The sequence below is a fragment of the Bacillus sp. GMs2/2 genome, from assembly GCF_050172095.1.
GTDB classification, from domain to species: domain Bacteria; phylum Bacillota; class Bacilli; order Bacillales; family Bacillaceae_G; genus Bacillus_A; species Bacillus_A cereus.
This window is the reverse complement of sequence record NZ_JBNLYE010000265.1, coordinates 1-5,769: the sequence shown is the minus strand read 5'-3', so window position 1 is coordinate 5,769 and position 5,769 is coordinate 1. Positions and strand designations below refer to the sequence as shown.

Below are 5,769 nucleotides of genomic sequence, written 5' to 3'. Positions count from 1 at the left end.
GTTATAAATCTAATTGCCAAGCTTATACGTAATATCATAATCATGAATAGTTAGGGAAAAGATAAAATAAGGTAATCAATTACATATCTTTATCCCAGGCGATTAGTTGCTATTTCCTCTTTATTAAATGGGATATGTTATTTCATGCTTTTTTGAAAGGGTGTTTTAAATGGAAAAAAAAGTATCTGCCATTCCTCAGCCGAAAACATATGGACCGCTGGGTAATCTCCCATTAATCGATAAAGATAAACCGACCCTATCCTTTATCAAGATAGCGGAAGAGTATGGTCCCATTTTTCAAATTCAAACTTTAAGTGATACCATTATTGTCGTTTCCGGACATGAACTGGTAGCAGAAGTCTGTGACGAAACACGGTTCGATAAAAGTATAGAGGGTGCTTTAGCAAAAGTTCGCGCCTTTGCTGGAGACGGATTATTTACAAGCGAGACTCACGAGCCTAACTGGAAAAAAGCTCATAATATTTTGATGCCTACATTTAGCCAACGGGCAATGAAAGATTACCATGCTATGATGGTTGATATTGCTGTACAACTCGTTCAAAAATGGGCACGGCTTAATCCGAATGAAAACGTGGATGTTCCGGAGGATATGACTCGTCTTACGTTAGATACAATTGGTCTATGTGGTTTTAATTACCGATTTAATAGCTTTTATCGTGAGACCCCTCATCCTTTTATTACTAGCATGACCCGTGCTCTAGATGAGGCGATGCACCAATTGCAGCGGCTGGATATAGAAGACAAACTTATGTGGAGAACGAAACGTCAATTTCAGCATGATATCCAATCTATGTTTTCTTTAGTAGATAATATTATTGCTGAACGTAAAAGTAGTGTAGATCAGGAAGAAAATGATTTACTTTCCCGTATGTTAAATGTGTCAGATCCGGAAACTGGTGAAAAATTAGATGATGAAAACATTCGTTTCCAAATTATCACTTTTTTAATAGCTGGGCATGAGACAACAAGTGGATTGTTATCTTTTGCAATTTACTTTTTATTAAAGAATCCGGATAAATTGAAAAAAGCCTATGAAGAAGTAGACCGTGTTTTGACAGATCCTACTCCAACATACCAACAAGTTATGAAACTGAAGTATATACGGATGATTTTAAATGAATCACTGCGTCTATGGCCTACCGCTCCAGCATTCAGTCTCTATGCAAAAGAAGATACAGTGATTGGCGGGAAATACCCAATTAAGAAAGGAGAAGATCGTATTTCTGTTCTTATTCCACAGCTACATAGGGATAAAGATGCATGGGGAGACAATGTGGAAGAATTCCAACCTGAACGATTTGAAGAGCTGGATAAGGTTCCTCATCATGCTTATAAGCCATTTGGAAATGGCCAGAGAGCATGTATCGGTATGCAATTTGCACTTCATGAAGCCACTCTTGTAATGGGAATGCTTCTTCAACATTTTGAATTAATTGATTATCAAAACTATCAGCTGGACGTAAAACAAACATTAACGCTAAAGCCCGGTGATTTTAAGATTAGGATTCTACCCCGAAAACAAACTATTAGCCATCCTACTGCTCTTGCACCTACAGAGGACAAGCTGAAAAACGATGAAATTAAGCAGCACGTTCAGAAGACACCTTCTATTATTGGGGCCGATAATCTTTCACTTCTTGTTCTGTATGGCTCGGATACAGGGGTAGCAGAAGGTATTGCAAGAGAATTAGCGGATACAGCTAGTTTAGAAGGGGTTCAAACGGAAGTGGTAGCTCTTAACGATCGAATTGGAAGTTTGCCAAAAGAAGGAGCGGTACTTATTGTGACTTCTTCTTATAATGGAAAACCACCAAGTAATGCAGGGCAGTTTGTGCAATGGTTGGAGGAACTAAAACCGGATGAGCTAAAAGGTGTTCAATACGCAGTTTTTGGTTGTGGAGATCATAATTGGGCTAGTACCTATCAACGGATTCCAAGATACATTGATGAGCAGATGGCTCAAAAAGGAGCAACAAGATTTTCTAAACGCGGAGAAGCAGATGCAAGTGGTGATTTCGAGGAACAGCTTGAGCAATGGAAACAAAGTATGTGGTCTGATGCAATGAAGGCATTTGGATTGGAACTCAACAAAAATATGGAAAAAGAGCGCAGTACTTTGAGTTTGCAATTTGTCAGTCGTCTTGGAGGATCTCCTCTTGCACGAACATATGAAGCAGTTTATGCATCTATACTAGAAAATCGTGAACTCCAATCATCCAGTAGTGATAGAAGTACACGACATATCGAGGTATCCTTGCCAGAAGGCGCTACATATAAAGAAGGAGACCACCTTGGAGTGTTGCCAGTTAATAGCGAGAAAAATATCAACCGAATTTTAAAACGTTTTGGATTAAATGGGAAGGATCAAGTTATACTGAGTGCAAGTGGACGAAGTATAAATCACATACCTTTAGACAGTCCTGTTAGTTTATTGGACCTTCTTAGTTATAGTGTTGAAGTTCAAGAAGCAGCCACTCGAGCACAAATACGAGAAATGGTAACATTCACAGCATGTCCTCCTCATAAAAAAGAATTGGAAGCATTATTAGAAGAAGGAGTTTACCATGAACAAATACTAAAGAAACGGATTTCAATGTTGGACCTTCTTGAAAAGTATGAGGCTTGTGAAATCCGATTTGAACGCTTTTTAGAACTTCTTCCTGCGCTCAAACCGCGTTACTATTCTATTTCAAGCTCTCCACTCGTTGCACACAATCGTCTGAGCATTACGGTCGGTGTTGTTAATGCGCCTGCATGGAGTGGGGAAGGGACATATGAAGGAGTCGCTTCTAATTACTTAGCTCAGCGTCATAATAAAGATGAGATTATCTGTTTCATTCGAACGCCACAATCAAACTTTGAATTACCTAAAGATCCAGAAACACCAATTATTATGGTTGGGCCAGGTACTGGAATTGCACCATTCCGTGGATTCTTGCAAGCGCGTCGTGTTCAAAAGCAAAAAGGTATTAACTTAGGAGAAGCACATCTATATTTTGGTTGTCGTCATCCTGAAAAAGATTATCTTTATCGTACAGAACTAGAAAATGATGAAAGAGATGGATTAATCTCTTTACACACAGCTTTTTCTCGTCTAGAGGGACATCCAAAAACATATGTACAGCATTTAATAAAACAAGATAGAATCAATTTAATTTCGTTATTAGATAATGGAGCTCATCTTTATATATGTGGTGATGGAAGTAAAATGGCTCCGGATGTAGAAGATACCCTTTGTCAAGCATATCAAGAAATTCATGAAGTCAGTGAACAAGAAGCAAGAAATTGGTTGGATCGTGTGCAAGATGAAGGGCGATATGGAAAAGATGTTTGGGCTGGTATATGAATGTTTCTTAATTAGTTACGTATTAACTAATGAATTTCTTTCGAATAAATTTCACTTTATTAGTATAGTGTATTTAGATGAATAGTGATTAACCGGACTATTTAGTATCTACTAAATAAAAAACAGGACCTGATATTCATCTATCAGGTCCTGTTTCACATAGACATTATACATCGATATTTTCCACACATTATCAATGTTTGTAATGTAGTTAGTCTTGTGGGTCAGCAATAAAATCAGATATTATTTTTTCGATATCGAAAGGAGTAATCCCTTTATCCAAAGAAAAAATGCTTTCTGCTTCTTCGATTTCTTGAACGAGTTCACCTCTAGCTTCAATATGTAATCGGAACAAGTCATATAAATTCGGTTTAACTAAATTAGTTAAAGCCTTTCCAACTAGTATCATACCTTTTTGATTAGCCTCGATGGTATTATCATAAGTTAGATCTCTTGTAAGAGACAAATCTGTCCAAATCAATTTTCGTTCCTTTAAGTCTAAAATAACTGGAATAGAGATTTGGGTGTCGGCAGTAATATCCACTTTATCTTGAACAGTAGAAGGTTCAAATACTTCACCTGAACCAGGATATTGACGAACCATCCAACCAGTAAAGCATTCTGGTAAATCTTTATATGGTTGGTCTGTGTAAGAAAGCAAAGTCATAACTACATAGCGTCCACCATATTTCAGCACAGACGGAATATCGAAATCAATGAATTCAGATGCTCCCTTTGGTGCAGAAGTAATATCTCCGCTATGGTAAGCTTTGAAATTTTTTGAACGTAAGTTCGTGAAGGATACATGTTCTTTGTATTGCCAATCTTCGTCGTACATTGCAGCAGACAAATCAATGTCAACACGTCCTGTATGTTGTCCATTCACATAGCCTTCTTTCCACCATAGGAAAAAACGAATCGTATCTCCTTCTGGCAAATCTACTTTACTTCCTCGAGATAATGTGCGAAGCGCTTTGCTGGCTGAACGTTGAGAGAAGGGAACTAAGTGATTTTTTAACTGTTCATCCAAAAATACTTTTCCGAGACTTGGAAGTTCTGCGAAGCGATTTTTTAAAGTATCTTCACACATTTTTACAATCATTAAACAAATATCCTCTGAGATAAATGGAAGTGTATTTTCGATACCTATAGCTTTTGCTACATTTCCCTTTGGAAAAAAGGTACGAAATTCATTTTTATCATTTCGATGCTTAAAATGAGCTGTGAGTTGAAGTAATACAGGAGTAGAAACGTTTCCTATTATACTTAGAAAATCTTCGAGAATATTGAAAACATCTGTTGACTTATCACTACATAAACGGATTAAATGATCCAAGCGTCTGGCAAATTCCCCCGGGCGAGTTTTTAAAAGATTTTTTGCTGTCATGATATCACGATTCAACAAAGCTGCTTCTATTTTTCCATTAAATGTTTCAACTTTAATGTTGTTGCGAAGAATCTCAAATGCTCGGTGGGTTTTTGGGAAACGAGTATGATATTCTGCTGGATGAAGAATTTCACCTAAACGAATCCAACGTTTTTTGTATCGAAGCATATCTTCGGTAATGTTTCCGCATTGCTCTAACAATCCTAAAAGGAAGCGTCTTTCTGCTCGGTTAAACTTCTTGAATCGGACGGAGGATGCTAAACTCACATCGCCTTCAGATAAAGCAACTGCAAGGCGAAGAACATCAGTTGCTGTTTTAAAATACTTTGCAGCAGCATCGGCTGATATTTTTCTGTTTATTAATAAAACCCCAATTATAAAAGACATATTTTCCTTATGAGGAATTACATTAGGTAGAAAACAGGAAACATTTTCAGTGTGTGTAATAGCCCATTCTACATCCGTCTTATCAGTTGAGGAAATAGAGCTGTTTGCACTAATCAATTGAGAAATCATTTGATTGAAATCTTCTTCACTTCCTAAGTCAATAACTTTCAAATCAACTCTATCTAAAAGAGGGAGTCGTTCTTCTACTTTTGATACAGGTAGGCGCAACGTCACATAATGAATAATGGCATTAATGTATAAATCAGCGTCACTTAAATCCATCATTTGTTGCGGAAAGTTTGGATACATAGGAGTAAACTGAATATGTGCTCCAACCATTTCTTTTAAATGTTTTACCAACTCTTTGTAAAACGATGTGAATGCATCAACCGAAAGTGTTTGCAACTCTTCTATTAAAGGCTCGGAAAAAGTAAATCCTAAATTTTCCAAGTTTTTCAAAACAGTGGCTAAATAAATGTTCGGTAGTTTATTTTCTTCTCTTTTTATAATTACTTTCAAACTTCTTCTTATGTAAATAGAATTTTTCATGAGAACGCCAGCTATTCACGCCTTATAAAAGAGGGGAATAGTCTGACTGTCCTCCTTTCAGTGGTAGATTTTTATTTTT

General features: G+C 36.9%; 2 protein-coding genes. One reads left to right on the top strand and one right to left on the bottom strand.

Features of this window, described 5'->3' with window-relative positions; all coding sequences use genetic code 11:
* Nucleotides 1–169: 169 nt before the first annotated feature.
* On the top strand, nucleotides 170–3,367 hold the full coding sequence (gene cypD, locus ACQGS6_RS21945; protein WP_426965601.1) for a bifunctional P-450/NADPH--P450 reductase: 3,198 nt from the start codon (nucleotides 170–172) through the stop codon (nucleotides 3,365–3,367).
* A 211-nt stretch (nucleotides 3,368–3,578) separates the two neighbouring features.
* On the opposite strand, the gene ACQGS6_RS21940 is transcribed toward cypD, so the two are convergent.
* Nucleotides 3,579–5,690: a TerD family protein gene (locus tag ACQGS6_RS21940; protein ID WP_142238168.1), complete on the bottom strand. Its 2,112-nt coding sequence runs from the start codon at nucleotides 5,688–5,690 to the stop codon at nucleotides 3,579–3,581.
* Nucleotides 5,691–5,769 lie beyond the last annotated feature (79 nt).